Annotated in this window: 13 protein-coding genes; 5 read left to right on the forward strand and 8 right to left on the reverse strand. The window is 71.2% G+C overall.

The window, feature by feature from the left end; translation table 11 throughout:
• Positions 1 to 143 precede the first annotated feature (143 nt).
• Complete coding sequence (locus tag RWH43_RS01120) at positions 144 to 1,466, forward strand: bifunctional o-acetylhomoserine/o-acetylserine sulfhydrylase (RefSeq protein ID WP_251504379.1); 1,323 nt, start codon at positions 144 to 146, stop codon at positions 1,464 to 1,466.
• A 109-nt stretch (positions 1,467 to 1,575) separates the two neighbouring features.
• Here RWH43_RS01120 and RWH43_RS01125 read toward each other — a convergent pair whose 3' ends face one another.
• On the reverse strand, positions 1,576 to 2,274 hold the full coding sequence (locus tag RWH43_RS01125; RefSeq protein WP_251504383.1) for an SDR family NAD(P)-dependent oxidoreductase: 699 nt from the start codon (positions 2,272 to 2,274) through the stop codon (positions 1,576 to 1,578).
• Between the two features lie 116 nt (positions 2,275 to 2,390).
• Here RWH43_RS01125 and metX point away from each other — a divergent pair, with 116 nt between their 5' ends.
• Positions 2,391 to 3,596 (forward strand): homoserine O-acetyltransferase MetX, encoded by a 1,206-nt coding sequence (gene metX / locus RWH43_RS01130; protein WP_251504384.1) that lies wholly within the window; start codon positions 2,391 to 2,393, stop codon positions 3,594 to 3,596.
• A gap of 70 nt (positions 3,597 to 3,666) precedes the next feature.
• On the opposite strand, the gene RWH43_RS01135 is transcribed toward metX, so the two are convergent.
• The 4 genes from RWH43_RS01135 to RWH43_RS01150 form a co-directional block, all read right to left on the reverse strand.
• Positions 3,667 to 4,914 (reverse strand): MFS transporter, encoded by a 1,248-nt coding sequence (locus tag RWH43_RS01135; protein ID WP_285837407.1) that lies wholly within the window; start codon positions 4,912 to 4,914, stop codon positions 3,667 to 3,669.
• A 103-nt stretch (positions 4,915 to 5,017) separates the two neighbouring features.
• Positions 5,018 to 5,344, reverse strand: coding sequence for a thiamine-binding protein (locus RWH43_RS01140; protein ID WP_316000449.1), 327 nt, complete (start codon positions 5,342 to 5,344; stop codon positions 5,018 to 5,020).
• Positions 5,345 to 5,432: 88 nt separating this feature from the next.
• A complete protein-coding gene (locus RWH43_RS01145; RefSeq protein WP_316000450.1) occupies positions 5,433 to 6,740 on the reverse strand; it encodes a hypothetical protein in 1,308 nt (435 codons plus the stop codon).
• A gap of 79 nt (positions 6,741 to 6,819) precedes the next feature.
• Positions 6,820 to 7,674, reverse strand: coding sequence for an ADP-dependent NAD(P)H-hydrate dehydratase (locus tag RWH43_RS01150; protein WP_316000451.1), 855 nt, complete (start codon positions 7,672 to 7,674; stop codon positions 6,820 to 6,822).
• Between the two features lie 29 nt (positions 7,675 to 7,703).
• Between RWH43_RS01150 and RWH43_RS01155 the strand changes: the two genes are divergently transcribed.
• Positions 7,704 to 8,762: an NADH:flavin oxidoreductase/NADH oxidase gene (locus tag RWH43_RS01155; protein ID WP_316000452.1), complete on the forward strand. Its 1,059-nt coding sequence runs from the start codon at positions 7,704 to 7,706 to the stop codon at positions 8,760 to 8,762.
• Positions 8,763 to 8,836: 74 nt separating this feature from the next.
• Here the strand turns inward: RWH43_RS01155 and RWH43_RS01160 are convergent, their stop codons facing one another.
• Together RWH43_RS01160 and RWH43_RS01165 are read right to left on the reverse strand one after the other, a co-directional pair.
• On the reverse strand, positions 8,837 to 9,892 hold the full coding sequence (locus RWH43_RS01160; protein WP_316000453.1) for a hemolysin family protein: 1,056 nt from the start codon (positions 9,890 to 9,892) through the stop codon (positions 8,837 to 8,839).
• A complete protein-coding gene (locus RWH43_RS01165) occupies positions 9,892 to 11,232 on the reverse strand; it encodes a hemolysin family protein (RefSeq protein WP_144828742.1) in 1,341 nt (446 codons plus the stop codon). The genes RWH43_RS01160 and RWH43_RS01165 overlap by 1 nt, the downstream gene beginning before the upstream one ends.
• Positions 11,233 to 11,388: 156 nt before the next feature.
• On the opposite strand from RWH43_RS01165, the gene RWH43_RS01170 reads away from it, so the two are divergent.
• Positions 11,389 to 12,423, forward strand: a complete 1,035-nt coding sequence (locus tag RWH43_RS01170; RefSeq protein ID WP_154096002.1) for a glycoside hydrolase family 76 protein — start codon at positions 11,389 to 11,391, stop codon at positions 12,421 to 12,423.
• Here RWH43_RS01170 and guaB1 read toward each other — a convergent pair.
• A complete protein-coding gene (gene guaB1 / locus RWH43_RS01175) occupies positions 12,413 to 13,873 on the reverse strand; it encodes a GMP reductase (protein ID WP_316000454.1) in 1,461 nt (486 codons plus the stop codon). The two genes, RWH43_RS01170 and guaB1, sit on opposite strands and share 11 nt — an antisense overlap.
• A 148-nt stretch (positions 13,874 to 14,021) precedes the next feature.
• Between guaB1 and RWH43_RS01180 the strand changes: the two genes are divergently transcribed.
• Positions 14,022 to 17,714 (forward strand): multifunctional oxoglutarate decarboxylase/oxoglutarate dehydrogenase thiamine pyrophosphate-binding subunit/dihydrolipoyllysine-residue succinyltransferase subunit, encoded by a 3,693-nt coding sequence (locus tag RWH43_RS01180; RefSeq protein WP_316000455.1) that lies wholly within the window; start codon positions 14,022 to 14,024, stop codon positions 17,712 to 17,714.
• Positions 17,715 to 17,831: the final 117 nt, after the last annotated feature.

Raw genomic sequence — 17,831 nt, forward strand, 5'->3', positions numbered from 1 at the left:
GCGCCCTCCTCCGACACCGCCGTCCGCATCGCGCGGGGCGCTGTTACGGCCTGTGTCCGGGGCGCTTGTCGGTGTCGGAGGTCATCCCTACGCTCGCAGCAGGCCATGGCGACCGCCCGGCCTCCAGAAGCTGAGGAGCAGTCATGTCGGCACCCGAGAACTGGCGTTTCGAGACCAAGCAGATCCACACGGGCGCTCAGCCCGACCCGGTGACCAAGGCCCGCGCCACCCCGATCTACCAGACCACCTCGTACGTGTTCGACAACGCCGACCACGCCGCGAACCTGTTCGCGCTGGCCGAGTTCGGCAACATCTACACGCGCATCCAGAACCCCACGCAAGACGTCGTCGAGCAGCGCGTCGCGGGCCTCGAGGGCGGCACCGGCGCCCTCCTCGTCGCCAGCGGCCAGGCGGCCGAGACCTTCGCCGTGCTCAACATCGCGCAGGCGGGCGACCACATCGTCTCGTCGAGCTCGATCTACGGCGGCACCTACAACCTCTTCAAGTACACCCTCGCCAAGCTCGGCATCGAGACGACCTTCGTCGAGAACCAGGACGACCCCGAGGAGTGGCGCGCGGCGGTGCGCCCGAACACCAAGCTGTTCTTCGCCGAGACCATCGGCAACCCCAAGATCAACGTGCTCGACATCCGCTCGGTCGCCGACATCGCGCACGAGGCCGGCGTGCCGCTCATCGTCGACAACACGATCGCGACCCCGTACCTCATCCGCCCCTTCGAGCACGGCGCCGACATCATCGTCCACTCGGCGACCAAGTTCCTCGGCGGGCACGGCACCACGATCGGCGGCGTCATCGTCGACGGCGGCACCTTCGCGTGGTCGGAGCACTCCGACCGCTTCCCGGGCCTCACGACCCCCGACCCCTCGTACCACGGCGCGGTCTACACCCAGGCGGTCGGCGACGGCCTCGCCTACATCATCAAGGCGCGCGTGCAGCTGCTGCGCGACCTCGGCGCCTCGATCGCCCCGCAGAGCGCGTGGCAGCTGATCCAGGGCATCGAGACCCTGTCGCTGCGCATCGAGCGCCACGTGCAGAACGCGCAGGAGATCGCGGAGTGGCTCGAGTCGCACCCCGACGTCGCGACCGTGAACTACTCGGGCCTGCCGACCTCGCCCTGGTACGCCGCGGCCAACAACTACGCCCCCAAGGGCGTCGGAGCGGTGCTGTCGTTCGAGCTGAAGGGCGGCGTGCAGGCGGGCCGCGAGTTCGTGAACTCGCTGAGCCTGTTCAGCCACCTCGCCAACATCGGCGACGTGCGCTCGCTGGTCATCCACCCGGCATCGACCACGCACTCCCAGCTCACGCCCGAGCAGCAGCTCACCGCCGGTGTGACCCCGGGCCTGGTGCGCCTGTCGGTGGGGCTCGAGAACATCGACGACCTCAAGGCCGACCTCGACCAGGCCCTCGCCGCCGCGCGTCGCCTGTCCGAGGCCGCCCGCGCCTGAGTCACCCGCGCCCGAGCCGCACGCGCGCGTACCCACGCGCGTGAGGGGTCAGAATGTGTCGCCCAGCCGCGTTCGAGGCGACAGAAACCGACCCCTCACGCGGCGGTGGTCACACCTTCTGCCGCGGCCGCAGGCTGCCCAGACCCCCGTCCACGCCGAGCACCTGGCCGGTCATCCACGCGTTCTCGGGCGCGAGCAGGAACTCCACGGCGCGTGCGACGTCGTCGGGCTCGCCGAGGCGACCGAGCGGGTGCATGGCCTCCGACACCTTGCGCGACATGTCGCTCGAGGTGAGCTTCTCGGTCAACCGCGTCTGCACGAGGCCCGGGGCCACGGCGTTCACGCGCAGCCCGTGCGCGGCGTAGCTCGCGGCGGCCGAGAGCGTCAGGCCAATGACCCCGGCTTTCGCGGCGGCGATGCCGTCGTGGTTCGGAAGACCCGCGAGGGCCGCCGCCGACGACACCAGCACCACCGCTCCCCCGTCGCGCATGTGCGAGCCCGCGGCGCGGACGGCGGCGAACGCCGTGGTGAGCGAGGCCGCGATGAGCTCGTCATACTGCTCGCGCGAGGTCAGGTGCGCCGGCTTGAGCAGCATCGAGCCCGCGAACACCGCGATGCCGTCGAGCTCGCCCGCCTCGCCGACGACCCGGTCGACGGCGTCGAAGTCGGTGGCATCCAGGGTGAAATCGGGTTCGATCCGCGAGGAATCCCGCGCGGTGGTCACGACGCGGTGTCCCGCGCCCTGCAGTCGTTTCGCCGTCGCCTGACCGATGTCGCTCGAGGCCGCGATGAGGAGGAAGTTCGCCATGGCGGGATCATGACAACCGCACCCGGGAGAAGACGGGTTCTTGACAACCCCCGTCGCCGTGGTGGGGAACCGTAACAGTCCGGTCGACCCCTCCGACACCGGAGAGAATGGATGCCATGGACTGGCAGATCTCCGAAGACACGGTGCCCTCGGCCCCGGTGACGGAGGCGGACGCCCGCTCCCTCCTCGGCCGGCCCCCCGCGACCGGAGCCTGGCGCGACGGCGACCCCGTCGGCGACCGCCGCTTCGCCTCGTTCGGCGAATTCCGCACCGAGACGGGGGGCACGCTCCCCGGCATCCGTCTCGCCTACGAGACCTGGGGCGAGCTCTCGCCCACGCGCGACAACGCCGTGCTCATCCTGCACGCCCTCACCGGCGACAGCCACGTGCGCGGAGCGGCCGGACCCGGACACGCCACCGCCGGGTGGTGGAGCGACCTCGTGGGCCCGGGGGCCGCGATCGACACCGACCGCTTCTTCGTGGTGGCCCCCAACATGCTGGGCGGATGCCAGGGCTCGACGGGCCCTGCGAGCATCGCCCCCGACGGGTACGAGTGGGCCTCCCGCTTCCCCTACCTGACCATCCGCGACCAGGTGTCAGCGCAGGCACTGCTGGCCGACCAGCTCGGCATCGGCAGCTGGCACGCCGTGGTCGGCGGCTCGATGGGCGGCATGCACGCGATCGAGTGGGCCGTCGGTCACCCCGACCGCGTCGAGCGCGCCGCGATCCTCTCCGCCCCGCCGATCACGACGGCCGACCAGATCGCGCTGAACTCCGTGCAGATGGACACCGTGCGCATGGACCCCCGCTTCGCCGGCGGCGAGTACTACGACGCCGGCGACGGCGACGGCCCCCACCGTGGTCTCGCGCTCGCGCGCCGCATGGCGCTGCTCAACTACCGCAGCCCCACCGAGCTCAATTCGCGCTTCCAGCGCTCGTGGCAGTCGGGGGTCAGCCCGCTGGGGCGCGGCGGACGCTTCGCGGTGGAGTCGTACCTCGACTTCCACGGCAACAAGTTCACCCGCCGGTTCGACGCGAACAGCTACCTGACCCTCGTCGAGGCGATGAACTCGCACGACGTCGGCCGCGATCGCGACGGCGTCGACGACGCGCTCGGCCGCGTCACCGCGACCACGCTGGTGCTCGGGATCGACAGCGACCGCCTGTTCCCCATCGACGGCCAGCACCGCATCGCCCGCGGCATCCGGAACACCCTGGACGGCGACGCGGCGGTCGTGCTGTCGAGCGACTTCGGCCACGACGGCTTCCTCATCGAGACCGCCGCGGTGGCGACGCACCTCCGCCGCCTCTTCGCGAGCTGAGCATTCGCGGATGCCGTGAGCCCGCGGCATCCGCGAGTCCGGTCGACCCGCGAGCGCGCTCCCGCCCGCGTCAGCGCTGCGTCGGGATGGAACCGGTGATGGCGGTCTGCGCGGCTTCGGCGGCCGGCACCCGGTGCGAGGGGTGCCGGCCGCTGCGGTCTTCGACGCGGTAGGCGACGAACGCCACGGCGAGTCCGCCGATCGCGAGCACGGCGCCGACCCACGCGGGGGCCACGAGCCCCAGACCCGCGGCGATCGCGAGGCCGCCGAGGAACGCGCCGAGGCTGTTGCCGATGTTCAGCGCCGAGTGATTGAGGGCCGCGGCGATCGACTGGTTGTCCTCGGCGACGTCCATGAGCCGCGTCTGGATCGACGGGCTGAGAGCGGAGCCGCAGAACGCCACGAGGAAGGCGAACAGCACCAGGCTCACGATCCAGCCGGCCGTCAGGGCGAGACCGACGGATGCCACGCCCAGGGCGATCAGCCCGACGAAGAGCCAGAACCGCAGGTCTTTGTCGGCGAGGGCGCCTCCGACGATGTTGCCGATGGTCATGCCGATCCCGACGATGACGAGCACGACCGACACCGCCCACTCGGGTTGTTCGGCGACGTCGGTGATCATGGGCGCGATGTAGCTGTACATGGCGAAGAATCCGCCGAAGCCGACCGCGCCGATGCCGAGGGCGAACCACACCTGTCCGATGCGGAACACCCGCATCTCGTCGCGCAGGCGTCGTCCGGGGGTTCCGGGGTGCTTCGGCACGAAGAACGCGATGCACACCGTCGCGAGGGCGAAGATGCCCGCGACCACCGCGAAGGCGGCGCGCCATCCGACCTGCTGGCCGAGCAGGGTGCCCAGCGGCACGCCCACCACGTTCGCGATCGTGAGGCCCGTGAGCACGAAGGCCACGCCCTTGGCACGGTTGCCGGGGCCGAGCACGTCGGCGGCGACGAGGGCTCCGATGCCGAAGTACGCCCCGTGCGGGAGTCCGGCGAGGAAGCGGGATGCCGCGACCAGCTCGAACGTCGGGGCGATCACGGTCAGCAGGGTGAAGAAGGCGAGCGCCGCGGCCAGCACGATCATCACGCGGTGGCGCGGGAAGCGCGCGACCGAGCCCGCGATGGTGGGGGCGCCGACCACCACGCCGAGCGCGTAGAGCGAGATGAGCCACCCGGCCTGCGCGATCGCGTCGTCGGGCGACGCCGCGTAGGCGGTGGGCAGCAGGTCGCGGCCGATGTTGGGCAGCAGGCCCATCACCACGAATTCGGTCATGCCGATGCCGAAGCTGCCGATGGCGAGAGAGAGGAGCGCCCGCATCGCCGCACCTCTCGAGGTCGTCGAAGAGGTCACCAGGCGATGCTAGCCGTGACGGCGGCGCGGGTCGAATCGTTTCGGGACCCGGGAGTGGCGCCCGCGGAGTTCAGTCCTCGCGACGCTCCAGGGCGGCTTCGAGGCGGTCGATCTTGCCGTCGATCTCGCCGGTGCGGCCGGGGCGGATGTCGGCCTTGAGCACGAGCGACACGCGCGATCCGTAGGGCATCACGGCATCCGTCGCCGCTTTCACCACGGCGAACACCTCGTCCCACTCCCCCTCGACCTCGGTGAACATCGCGGTCGTGCGGTGCGGCAGTCCCGACGCCCGCACCACGGCGACCGCGGCGGCGACGGCGTCGTGTACCGAGGCGTCGGGGTTCTCGGCGGCGAGGGTGCCGACGCCGGAGGGGGCGACGGAGAAGGCGATGAGCATGCTCCGAGCCTACGGCGGCGACCCTCCGGGCGGAACGGGGTCAGCGCGCGGCGGAAACTCGCGGCGGCGACCCGTGGGTTGACGGGCGTCAGCGTCCCGCGGAAACGCGCGCCGGGAGGGGCCGGCGACCCGTGACGATCTCGCGCAGCCCCGCGGGCGGACGCACGCGGCCCACCGGCACGCGCACGACCCGCACGATCGCCCACACCAGCAGCACGAGGCCGAGCACGTTGCGCGCCTCGAGCACGAACACCGGGAAGGGGTTCGGGTGCTGGGCCATGAGCCCGTCGTACAGGAGCGGGTACATCCACTGCGTGAGAGCGGCGATCACGAGGGTCATCGCGGCGAAGCCGTACCAGCGTCGCCGGTCGATCATCAGCCCGAGCACGACGGGGGCGAACAGCCACACGTAGTACTGGGGCGAGCCGACCTTGTTGAGGGCGATGAACGCCGTCACCAGGGCGAGCGAGAGCGGCGGGAAGAGGCTGAGGAAGGTCGCGCCGCGACGCATCTTCAGGACGCCGACCACGGCGACCCCCGCCATGACGAGCAGCATGATCGGTGTCATCGCGGCGATCAGGGGCTCGGCTCCCGGCCCCGTCACCTGGAAGGTCAGCACGTCGCCGTCGTAGTAGACCTCGTTGCCCGGCACGTAGAAGGCCGCGAGGAACATGTAGACCGCTCCAACGGGCGCTTCCATCTGGATGCCGCGGGTGGTCTGATCGCCCACGAAGCCGAACACGTAGGGGGCGCCACCCAGGGCCACCACGGCGACGATCGTCACGAGCGAGACCGCGACCGCGCCGTAGACGAGGGCGAGGCGCCGACGGATGGCGACGAGACCGGCGGCGAGGATCGCGGCGGGCCAGACCTTCATCCACACCGCGACCGAGAGCAGCACGGAGGCGAGGAACGGGCGCCGCAGCATCCAGATGCCGCCGAGGATCGCGAACGGCACGGTGATGCCGTCGATACGGTAGAGGCCGACAGGGCCGACCAGCAGGATCGCGGCGAGCCAGAACCACGCGCCGAGCACACGGCCCGTCGAGCGGCCCGTGCCCACGAGGATGACGAAGGCGACGAGGTTGAACAGCGACACGGTGATCGCCCACGCGGGGGTGTACCCGGTGAACCAGGCGAAGATCCACGCGAAGGTCATCGGCAGGAAGGCGAGCTGCGGGTAGATCCACTTCTCGGTGATCCCGGGCCACTGCCAGGTGTCGCTGCGGGTGCACGAGGTCACGTCGATGCCGCCGAACAGGGCGCAGCGCGACCACGGTTCGTACACCAGGTACACGTCGCCCATCGGCTCGTTGGGCTGCTGGTAGCCCAGGATCCCCACCACGACGTGTACGGCGACGAACGCGATCAACAGGGGAACGACACGCCTCAACACTGCTTCATCCTAAGCGGGCGGCTCCCCCGGTCCCCGACGAGCCCCCGCGGCCCGGCCGGCGGGACCGTCGGCGGGGCCTTCAGTCGCGGTCGTCGGAGAGCACGGATGCCACGACGCGCGGCAGCGCCTCGGCGACGTCGAGCGCGGTCAGGGGTCCCCCGTCGGCTCCGCTGTCCTGCGAGGCCCGACTCCCCGCGGCTCCGTGCAGCCACGCCGCGGCCGCCGCGCACTGGGTCAGATCGTCGAGGCCGTCGCGCCCGTCGGCGACGGCGCCGGCGACCACTGCGCCGAGCACTCCGCCGAGCACGTCGCCCGTGCCGGCGGTCGCCAACCAGGGCGTGCCCGCACTGACCCGTCGGCTGCGCCCGGCCGCGGCGACGATCGTGACCGCGCCCTTCAGCAGCACGACCCCGCCGAACGCGGCCGCCGTCTCGAGGGCCGCCGCCTCCCGTTCGTCGTCGTCGCCGATCGCGGCGGAGGCGAGCCCGAGGGCCTCGCGCAGCCGCGTGAGCTCGCGGGCGTGCGGCGTCACGATCACGGGTGCGCTCGCGGCCGGCACCAGATCGAGGGCACCGGCGTCGACCACGACCGGCAGATCGCCGTTCAGGATGCCGCGCAGGGCCGCCGTCTCGGCCGCGTCGCGCTCAGCGGCATCCGTCCCGGATCCGATCACCCACGCCTGCACGCGCCCGTCGGCGGTCACCGTCTCGGGTCGGCGCTGCAGCACGAGATCCTGCGCGCGCTGCGGCCCGAGGTAGCGGACCATGCCCGTACCGGTGCGCCACGCGGCCTCGACACCGAGCACCGCGGCACCCGGATAGCGGGCCGATCCGGTGCGCAGGCCCACCACTCCGCGGGAATACTTGTCGTCGTGCGCGGTTGGCCTCCGCAGTGCCCGGGCGGCATCGCGCCCGCTGAACTCCATCGCCGTCATGGCGTCACCCTAGAACGCGAAGGTCCCCCATGAGCGCCCTCTTCACTCCTCTCACGATCCGCGGTATCGAGCTGCGCAACCGCCTGTGGGTCTCGCCCATGTGCCAGTACAGCGCCGTCGACGGAATGCCGAACGACTGGCACCACGTGCACCTCGCGCAGTTCGCCGCCGGCGGAGCCGGCCTCGTGATCGCCGAGGCGACGGCGGTGTCGCCCGAGGGCCGCATCTCGCCCGACGACACGGGCCTGTGGACCGACGCGCAGGCCGACGCCTGGTCGCCGATCGTGGCGGCGATCCGCGCGCGCGGATCCGTGGCCGGGGTGCAGCTGGGCCACGCGGGCCGCAAGGCTTCGACCACCTCTCCCCTCACGGGCGGGCGCGGCACCGTATCCGTCGAAGACGGCGGCTGGAGCACCGTCGCCCCGTCGCCGATCGCCTACGACGCGTTCGCCGAGCCGGTCGCCCTCGACGCGCGCGGCATCGAGAAGGTCGTCGACGACTTCGCCGACGCGGCCCGTCGCGCCGTCGCCGCGGGCTTCGAGGTGCTCGAGCTGCACGCCGCCCACGGCTACCTGCTGCACCAGTTCCTCTCGCCCCTGACCAATCAGCGCGACGACGAGTGGGGCGGCTCGTTCGAGAACCGCGTGCGACTGCTCGTGCGCGTGACCGAGGCCGTGCGCGCCGCCGCACCCGACGCGGCGCTGTTCGTGCGTTTCTCGGCCACCGACGCGGCCGAGGGCGGGTGGAGCGTCGACGACACCGTCGCGGCCTCTCGCCTCGTCGCCGACGCGGGCGCCGACCTCATCGACGTCTCCAGCGGCGGACTCGTGCCCTACCAGCACATCGTCCCCGGGCCCGGCTATCAGGTCGACTACGCCGAGACCGTCCGCCGCGAGACGGGCCTGCTCGTCGCCGCCGTCGGCATGATCGACGACCCGACCTTCGGCGAGCAGATCCTCGCCGACGGCCGCGCCGACGCGATCCTCTCGGCCCGCGAATGGCTGCGCGACCCGCACTACGCTCTGCGCGCCGCGGCGGCCCTGGGGGCACCCAACCCCGCCCCCGCGCAGTACCTCCGCGCGTACTGAGGCCGACCCCTCACACGAAGACACCGGATGCCGCGAGCCCCAGGGGCCGCGGCATCCGGTGTCTCGAACCGGGGTCAGACGAATCGGCGACGCTCCGTGGCGTCCTGCACCTCGCCGACGAGCTCTTCGATGACGTCCTCGAGGAAGAGCACGGCCCGCACGTCGCCTTCGTCATCGCGCACCTGAGCGAGGTGGCGACCCGAGCGGCGCATGAGCGCGAGCGCGTCTTCGAGGTCGGTCGTCTCGAGCACCGACACCATGTGGTGCACGCGCTTGTTCGGAATGGGGCGGGCCATGTCGGCATCCGCCCCCTCGGCCGCGCGCAGCACGTCCTTCAGGTGCACGTAGCCCGTGGGGTTGCCCGCGGCGTCGACGATCACGTAGCGCGAGTACCCGTGCTGGGCGACCGCGCGTTCGATCTCGGCGGGCGTGGTCGTCTCGGGAAGGGTGACAAGCTCGGCCATCGGCACCGCGATGTCGGCGGCCTTCTTCTCGGTGAACTCCACCACCGCGGTGACCGTGCCCGATGCGTCGTCGAGCACGCCCTCGCGGCGCGACTGCGTCACGATCGTCGCGACCTCATCGAGCGTGTAGGTCGAGGCGGCCTCGTCCTTGGGCTCGACGCGGAACAGGCGCAGCACGTGGTTGGCCGTCCAGTTCAGCGCGACGATGATCGGGTGAAACGCCTTCGACACCGCCACCAGCGGCGGGGCGAGCATGAGCACCGCGCGATCGGGCAGCGAGAATGCGAGGTTCTTCGGCACCATCTCGCCGAACACCACGTGCAGGTACGACACCAGCAGCAGTGCGACGACGAATCCGATGACGCCGACCGCGGCCTCCGGCAGACCCGTGAGCCCCAGGGGCCCCTCGAGCAGGTGGTGGATCGCCGGCTCCGAGACGTTCAGGATCAGCAGCGAGCAGATCGTGATGCCGAGCTGGCACGTCGCCAGCATCATGGTCGCGTGCTCCATGGCGTACAGCGCGGTCTTGGCGGCGCGCGATCCCCGGTCGGCGTGCGGCTCGATCTGCGAGCGGCGTGCCGAGATGACCGCGAACTCCGCGGCGACGAAGAACGCGTTGAAGGCGAGCAGCACCACGAGCCACGCGATTCCGGCCCAGTCGTTCATCACTGGTCCCCTCCCTTCGCGGCACGCACGAGGTCGTCGACGTCCTGCTCGTGGGGGGTGGGCGTGAACTGCACGCGGTCGACGCGGCGACCGTCCATGCGCTGCACGGCGAGCACCCCGTCGTCGAGGTCGACCGTGTCGCCGACGGCGGGGATGCGCTCGAGCGCGGCCATGATGAATCCTCCGACGGTGTCGTAGACCTCGCCCTCGGGCACGCGCACGCCGGCGCGGTCGAGGGCCTCATCGGGTCGCAGGTCGCCCGGGAAGGTGACGGATGCCGCGGAGTGCACGACACCCGCGCGCGAGCGGTCGTGCTCGTCGAGCACCTCGCCCACGATCTCCTCGACCAGGTCTTCGAGCGTCACGACGCCGGCGGTTCCGCCGTACTCGTCGACGACGATCGCCATCTGGTAGCCGCGCGAGCGCAGCTCCGACACGAGGGTGTCGAGGTGCACCGTCTCGGGCACGCGCAGCGGCTCGGTCGACAGCGCCGCCACGGGCACGTCGCCGCGGCGCTCGCGGGGCACGCCGATCGCGGCCTTGAGGTGCACGACGCCGATGATGTCGTCCATCGACTCGCCGTACACGGGGAAGCGGCTGTGGCCGGTGCGACGGGCGAGCTGCACCACGTCGTCGGCGGGGTCGCCCGCGGCGAGCGCGTGCACGCTCGGGCGCGGGGTCATGACGTCGGCCGCGCTGAGGCGGGCGAAGGTGAGGCTGCGGTCGAGGAGCGAGGCGGTGTCCTTCTCGAGCATGCCGGCGCTCGCCGAGCGCTTGACGAGGCTCGACAGTTCTTCGGCCGAGCGGGCGCCCGAGAGCTCCTCCTTCGGCTCGACGCCCATCGCGCGCAGCACGCCGTTGGCGCTGCCGTTGAGCACGAGGATCGCGGGCTTGAACACCGCGGTGAAGGCCACCTGGAAGGGCAGCACGAGCTTGCCGGTCTGGCGCGGGATGGCCAGGGCGAAGTTCTTGGGCACGAGCTCGCCGAGGATCATCGACAGCACCGTGGCGAAGCCGACGCCGATGATCGCCGCGAGGGGAATCAGGACCGTCTCGGGCACGCCCCACCCCTGGAACAGCGGGCGCAGCAGGTTCGAGATCGCCGGCTCCATCGTGTAACCGGTGAGCAGCGTCGTCAGCGTGATGCCCAACTGCGCGCTCGACAGGTGCGTCGAGGTGATGCGCAGCGCATCGATCGTGAGCGACAGGCGGGTCTCGCCCGCGGCGCGACGAGATTCGAGGTCGGCGCGGTCGAGGTTGACGAGCGCGAACTCGCTCGCGACGAACAGACCGGTACCCACGGTGAGCAGAAGCCCCACGCCCAGCATGACGTAATCCATCAGGCATCACCCCCGCTCGAGCGTGCGGCGGAAGAGGGTCTGTGGGGCCTGGGTCTACAACTGGGAGGGTCGTCCATCGTGACATCGATTCTATTGCAGCCCGGGGCCTGCGGCATCCGTCTCGTGCAGGTCTTTCGCAGCGGGGAGGATGGGCGGATGGATGCCGACACCCCGGCGCAGCACCGCGCCGCCGCCGCGGAAAGAGCGGTGCTCGATCGCTACCTCCACCGCTACGGCCCCGTCGCCTGGGCGCACGCCTCGGTCGCCGACGCCCGCACCGCCCGGACGTGGCACTACTGGTGGCACGCCCATCTGATCCACGTGCTCGCCGACGCCGAGCGCAACCGCCCCGATCCGCGCCGCCGCCGGCTCCTGCGACGACTGGGCCGCGGCGTGACCCTGCGCACCATCGGGCGCTGGACCACGCCGTTCTACGACGACATCGCCTGGATGGGTCTCGGACTGTTCTCCAGCCGCGCCAACCCCCGCGCGTTCCGCAAGATCGCCGGCGTTCTGCACGAGGCGATCGACCCGAACGTCGGCGCCCTGCCGTGGAGCGTCGGCAGCGCGCTGTACAACGCCCCCGCGAACGCGCCCGGGGCGATGGTGCTCGCCCTCACCGGCCACCGGGCCGAGGCGGAGCGACTCGCCGACTGGATGGCATCCATCCTCGACGACGAGGCCACCGGTCTCGTGCGCGACGGCATCGAGCACGACGCGGTGCGCCCCGACCTGTGGACCTACAACCAGGGCGCCACGATCGCCCTCGAGCTGCTGCTGGGCGAGTCGGCGATCGACGAGACCGACGCCGCCTGGAGGCACGTGCGCCGGGCGCGCGAGCTCGTGCTCGCGGTCGAGCGCTGGTGCGCCGACGACGACGGCCTCTTCCCCGCGGCCGGAGGCGGCGACGGAGGCCTGTTCGGCGGCATCCTGGCCCGCTACCTCGCCGATGCGGCCGTGGAGCTGTCCGAGAGCGAAGACGCCGAGGGCGACGCCGCCGCACGCGCGGCCCGCCGCCTGGTCGAGCGCAATGCCGACGCCCTGTGGGAGGGCCGGCGCGAGGGGCTGTTCCCGGCCGACCCGCGCCGTGCGGCCACCGCCGACGGCGACGACCTCGACCTCTCGGTGCAGATGGGCGCCTGGATCACGCTCGAGGCCGCGGCGAGCCTCGACCGCATGCTCACCAGCTGACGGGGAGCGCCTTTCCCTCTTCGTACCCGGCGGCCGACTGCAGGCCGACCCGTGCGCGCTCGTGGAACTCGGCGACGGTGGCCGCCCCGGCGTAGGTGAACGACGAGCGCACGCCCGAGGTGATCATGTCGAGCAGGTCTTCGAGACCCGGGCGCTGGGGGTCGAGGTAGATCCGCGACGACGAGATCCCCTCGGCGAACAGCTCCTTGCGCGCCCGCTCGAAGGGGTCGAGCGTTCCGAAGCGACCCTGCACCGCCTTCGTGGAGGCCATGCCCCACGACTCCTTGTAGAGCCGCCCGGCGTCGTCGGTGCGCAGGCGCCCCGGCGCCTCGATGGTGCCCGCGAACCACGAGCCGATCATGACGGATGCCGCGCCAGCGGCCAGCGCGAGAGCCACGTCGCGCGGGTAGCGCACCCCGCCGTCGGCCCAGACGTGCGCCCCGACCGCCCGCGCGGCCTCGGCCGTCTCGAGTACGGCCGAGAACTGGGGGCGCCCGACGGCCGTCATCATGCGGGTCGTGCACATCGCGCCCGGACCGACGCCGACCTTGAGGATCGTCGCGCCCGCGTCGGTGAGGTCGCGCACGCCGACGGCGGTGACGATGTTGCCGGCGGCGATCGGGATGCCGAGATCCAGCGCCGCCACCTCGCGCAGGGCCCGCAGCATCTGGGCCTGGTGGCCGTGCGCGGTGTCGACCACCAGCACGTCGACCCCGGCCCCGGCGAGGGCGCGGGCCTTGGTCGCCACGTCGCCGTTGACGCCCACCGCGGCGGCCACGATCAGGCGGCCGTCGGCGTCGACTGCGGGGCGGTAGACCGAGTCGCGCAGCGCGCTGCGCGCCGAGAGCGTGCCGACGACGCGATCGCCGTCGACCACGGCGACGATGTCGGCGCCCGCCGACTCCACGAGGGAGAAGACCGCGCGCGGGTCGCCCACGCGCTCGACCTCGACGACGGGGGCGTCGCTGCGGGCGATGTCGCCGAGCAGGGCGTCGGGAAGGGCCGTCGCCAGGCGCTGCGCCGAGACGATCCCCCGGAACCCGGCGAGGTCGATGACCCCTCCCTCGCGCTGGTCGGCGACGATCACGCCGCGGCCGGGCACGGGAGGCAGGGCGAGGCGCGCGTCGGCGACGGTGGCCGACGGCGGGAAGACCAGCGGGGCGTCCCACGCCACCGGCTGCGCCTTGACGTGGGCGATGGCCTCGACCAGGCGCGGCAGCGGCATGTCCTGCGGCAACACGCCGAGTCCGCCGCGACGCGCGAGGGTCGCGGCCAGTCGCGTGCCGGTCACCGAGTTCATGTTCGACGACACCAGGGGAATGGTCGCTCCGCTGCCGTCGGCGGGGGCGAGGTCCACGTCGAGGCGGCTGCGCACCTCGGAATGACGGGGGACGAGGAAGACGTCCGAGTAGGTCAGGTCGACATCGGGCTGGGCGCCGGAGAACTCCATGGCATCCACCCCATCACACCATTCGAAAGTAAAGGCCCCGTAAAGCCCCCGGATGCCCGCAGAAACCTCGGCTAGGCTGGAAGACGCGTTTGACGGCGACGTCGGCGCATCCACAGGAATCTTCATCGAGGAAAGCAGGCGATCGACTGTGTCGAGCCAGGTGACGGGCGTCGGTACTTCGAGCGAGGGCGAGTTCGGCGCGAACGAGTGGCTCGTAGACGAACTCTACGAACAGTTCAAAGTCGACAAGCACTCCGTAGACAAGGCCTGGTGGCCGATCCTGGAGGCGTACCACCCGGTCGTCGACGGGTCTTCCGCCGCCGCTCCCCCGCCCTCCGCGCCGCAGGCGCAGGCGGGGTCCGAGCCCAAGCCGGTGACGGCCCCCATCCCCGTGGTCGGTCAGGCGCCCGTCGCCCGCACCACGGCGAAGCCCGCGAAGCCGCAGCCCATCCCGGCGCAGGCGCCCAGCACGGTGCCCTCGGCCGCCGGCCAGAGCACCGAAGAAGACCGCGTGACGGTCCTCAAGGGCATGCCGAAGGCCCTCGCGTCCAACATGGACGACTCGCTGACGGTTCCCACCGCGACCAGCGTGCGCACGATCCCGGCGAAGCTGATGATCGACAACCGCATCGTCATCAACAACCACATGTCGCGCACGCGCGGCGGCAAGGTCAGCTTCACCCACCTCATCGGGTGGGCGCTCATCCAGGCGCTCAAGGAGTTCCCGAGCCAGAACGTCTACTACGCCGAGATCGACGGCAAGCCCTCGGTCGTGGCACCCGCGCACGTCAACCTGGGCATCGCGATCGACATGCCCAAGCCCGACGGCTCGCGCGCCCTGCTGGTCCCCAGCATCAAGCGCGCCGACACGCTCAGCTTCGGCGAGTTCCTCGCCTCGTACGAAGACCTCGTGCGTCGCGCCCGCACCAACAAGCTCACCCCCGCCGACTTCCAGGGCACCACGGTGTCGCTGACCAACCCCGGCGGCATCGGCACCGTGCACTCGGTCCCCCGCCTCATGCGCGGCCAGGGTGCGATCATCGGCGCCGGCGCGCTCGACTACCCCGCCGAGTTCATGGGCGCGAGCACCAAGACGCTCAACGAGCTCGCGATCGGCAAGACGATCACGCTCACCAGCACCTACGACCACCGCGTCATCCAGGGTGCCGGTTCGGGCGAGTTCCTCAAGAAGGTGCACGAGCTCCTCATCGGCGAGCGCGGCTTCTACGACGACATCTTCGCCGCGCTGCGCATCCCCTACGCCCCCATCCACTGGGCGGCCGACGTCAGCGTCGACATCTCCGAGCGCATCGACAAGAGCGCGCGCGTGCAGGAGCTCATCAACTCCTACCGCGTGCGCGGTCACCTCATGGCCGACATCGACCCGCTCGAGTACGTCCAGCGCACGCACCCCGACCTCGAGATCGAGTCGCACGGGCTGACGTTCTGGGACCTCGACCGCGAGTTCGTCACCAACGGTCTCGGCGGCAAGCGCGTGGCCAAGCTGCGCGACATCCTCGGCGTGCTGCGCGACTCGTACTGCCGCACGATGGGCGTGGAGTACATGCACATCCAGGACCCGGCCCAGCGCCAGTGGTTCCAGAGCAACATCGAGGTCAAGTACACCAAGCCGGGCCACGACGAGCAGCTGCGCATCCTGTCGAAGCTGAACCAGGCCGAGGCGTTCGAGACGTTCCTGCAGACCAAGTACGTCGGCCAGAAGCGCTTCAGCCTCGAGGGCGGCGAGTCGCTCATCCCGCTACTCGACCAGATCCTCCAGGGCGCGGCGGCCACCGGCCTCGACGGAGCCGCGATCGGCATGGCCCACCGCGGCCGCCTCAACGTGCTCACCAACATCGCGGGCAAGACCTACGGTCACGTGTTCCGCGAGTTCGAGGGCGCCGTCGCGATCGGCAGCAAGCGCGGCTCGGGCGACGTGAAGTACCACCTCGGCACCGAGGGCACCTTCGTCGGCGACGAGGGACACGAGCTCCCGGTCTACCTGGCGGCCAACCCCTCGCACCTCGAGACCGTCGACGGCGTGCTCGAGGGCATCGTCCGCGCCAAGCAGGACCGCAAGCCCATCGGCACGTTCTCGTGGCTGCCCATCCTCGTGCACGGCGACGCCGCGTTCGCGGGTCAGGGCGTCGTGGTCGAGACGCTGCAGATGTCGCAGCTGCGCGGCTACCGCACCGGCGGCACGATCCACGTGGTCGTCAACAACCAGGTCGGCTTCACCACCACGCCCACCGACGCCCGCACCTCGGTGTACGCCACCGATGTCGCCAAGACGATCCAGGCGCCGATCCTGCACGTGAACGGCGACGACCCCGAGGCCGTCGTGCGCGCGGCCGAGCTCGCGTTCATGTACCGCGAGGAGTTCCACCGCGACATCGTCATCGACCTCGTCTGCTACCGCCGCCGTGGTCACAACGAGGGCGACGACCCCTCGATGACCCAGCCGCTGATGACCAACCTCATCGAGGCCAAACGATCGGTCCGCCGTCTGTACACCGAGTCGCTCGTCGGCCGCGGTGACATCACCGAAGACGAGTACGAGCAGGCGAAGCAGGACTTCCAGCGCCGCCTCGAGGTGGCCTTCGCCGACACGCACGAGGCAGAGACGGGCACCAACCCGGTTGTCACCACCGACGCGGCCGACGAGCCCGCGGTGGGCGCTCCCGAGACCACCGGCGTCTCGCGCGAGGTCGTCCAGCACATCGGCGACGCCTTCGTGAACAAGCCCGACGGCTTCACGGTGCACACCAAGCTGCAGCAGCTGCTCGACAAGCGTCACGACATGAGCCGCAACGGCAACATCGACTGGGCCTTCGGCGAGCTCCTCGCCTTCGGCTCGGTGCTGATGGAGGGCACGCCCGTCCGCCTGGCCGGTCAGGACTCGCGCCGCGGCACCTTCGTGCAGCGTCACTCGGTGCTGCACGACCGCGACAACGGCCAGGAATGGCTGCCGCTGGCGAACCTCAGCGAGAACCAGGGCCGCTTCTGGGTCTACGACTCGCTGCTCAGCGAGTACGCCGCGATGGCGTTCGAGTACGGCTACTCGGTCGAGCGCTCCGACGCCCTCGTGCTGTGGGAAGCCCAGTTCGGCGACTTCGCCAACGGCGCCCAGTCGGTCATCGACGAGTTCATCTCGTCGGCCGACCAGAAGTGGGCGCAGCAGTCGAGCGTCGTGCTGCTGCTCCCCCACGGCTACGAAGGACAGGGACCCGACCACTCGTCGGCACGCATCGAGCGTTACCTGCAGATGTGCGCGCAGGACAACATGATCGTGGCGCGCCCCTCGACCCCCGCGTCGTACTTCCACCTGCTGCGTCGTCAGGCCTACCAGCGCCCCCGTCGTCCGCTCGTGGTCTTCACGCCTAAGGCGATGCTGCGTCTGCGCGGGGCGACCAGCCCCGTCGAGGACTTCCTCGAGGGTCGGTTCGAGCCGGTGCTCGACGACGACCGCGGTCTCGACCGCGGCGCCGTGAAGCGCGTGCTTCTGCACGCCGGCAAGATCCACTGGGATCTGAGCGCCGAGCTCGAGAAGAACCCGAACCCCGAGATCGCCCTGGTGCGGGTCGAGCAGTACTACCCCGCCCCGATCGACGAGCTCAAGAAGGTGCTCGCGCAGTACCCGAACGCCGAGCTGGCGTGGGTGCAGGACGAGCCCGAGAACCAGGGCGCGTGGCCGTTCATCGCCCTCGAGGTCGCCGACCAGCTCGACGGCCGCCCGGTGCGTCGCATCTCGCGTGCCGCCGCCGCCTCGACGGCGACCGGTTCGCCCAAGGTGCACGCGAACGAGCACGCCGCGATCATGAGCGAAGCGCTCGCGCGCTGATCTCGCGAACGAAGGGGCCCTGCCGACCGGCGGGGCCCCTTCGTCGTTCCCGGATGCCGCGGTGCCGAGGTCGTGAGACGTCACCTGTCGTGCCGCGGAGGCGTCGCAGAATCCGCG

The sequence above is a fragment of the Microbacterium algihabitans genome (genome assembly GCF_032464975.1).
GTDB classification, from domain to species: Bacteria; Actinomycetota; Actinomycetes; order Actinomycetales; family Microbacteriaceae; genus Microbacterium; species Microbacterium algihabitans.

Bases quoted from the DNA above. Each gene is read 5' to 3' on its own strand.
- RWH43_RS01165 (WP_144828742.1), bottom strand. From the start codon at position 11,232: ATGGATTACGTCATGCTGGGCGTGGGGCTTCTGCTCACCGTGGGTACC.
- RWH43_RS01170 (WP_154096002.1), top strand. From the start codon at position 11,389: ATGGATGCCGACACCCCGGCGCAGCACCGCGCCGCCGCCGCGGAAAGA.
- guaB1 (WP_316000454.1), bottom strand. From the start codon at position 13,873: ATGGAGTTCTCCGGCGCCCAGCCCGATGTCGACCTGACCTACTCGGAC.
- RWH43_RS01150 (WP_316000451.1), bottom strand. From the start codon at position 7,674: ATGACGGCGATGGAGTTCAGCGGGCGCGATGCCGCCCGGGCACTGCGG.
- RWH43_RS01155 (WP_316000452.1), top strand. From the start codon at position 7,704: ATGAGCGCCCTCTTCACTCCTCTCACGATCCGCGGTATCGAGCTGCGC.
- metX (WP_251504384.1), top strand. From the start codon at position 2,391: ATGGACTGGCAGATCTCCGAAGACACGGTGCCCTCGGCCCCGGTGACG.
- RWH43_RS01160 (WP_316000453.1), bottom strand. From the start codon at position 9,892: ATGAACGACTGGGCCGGAATCGCGTGGCTCGTGGTGCTGCTCGCCTTC.
- RWH43_RS01135 (WP_285837407.1), bottom strand. From the start codon at position 4,914: ATGCGGGCGCTCCTCTCTCTCGCCATCGGCAGCTTCGGCATCGGCATG.
- RWH43_RS01120 (WP_251504379.1), top strand. From the start codon at position 144: ATGTCGGCACCCGAGAACTGGCGTTTCGAGACCAAGCAGATCCACACG.
- RWH43_RS01125 (WP_251504383.1), bottom strand. From the start codon at position 2,274: ATGGCGAACTTCCTCCTCATCGCGGCCTCGAGCGACATCGGTCAGGCG.
- RWH43_RS01140 (WP_316000449.1), bottom strand. From the start codon at position 5,344: ATGCTCATCGCCTTCTCCGTCGCCCCCTCCGGCGTCGGCACCCTCGCC.